Source organism: Roseovarius halophilus (ex Wu et al. 2025), from assembly GCF_047086965.1.
The window spans coordinates 1-257 of sequence record NZ_JBKOTX010000662.1; the positions used below are offsets into that span (position 1 = coordinate 1).

Sequence of the window (257 nt, forward strand, 5' to 3'; positions counted from 1 at the left end):
CGGCAGCGCCCGCGCGGGGGCGCTGCCATCCCGGAACAGGGTCGCCGCGCGGATTTCCTGCGTCCGCGACAGCGGCCAGAACGTGAAGATCAACACCGCCAGCAGGCTGTACAGCGCGGCCTCGGCCATCGGCAGGGCGTAGGGGGCAGAGACCGCCGGCACCGGCAGGCGCGCGGTGATCAGCGGCGCGAGCGCCACCGGCAGCCCGAAGCGAAAGACGGCGGGGTCGGCGGCTTCCATGGCGTAGGCGTCGCGCA

The 257-nt window shown here is 74.3% G+C and carries 1 protein-coding gene; it reads right to left on the reverse strand.

Annotated elements, in window-relative coordinates:
- Positions 1 to 257: hypothetical protein (locus ACH107_RS33950; protein ID WP_412509940.1), on the reverse strand; the 257-nt coding region annotated here is incomplete at both ends.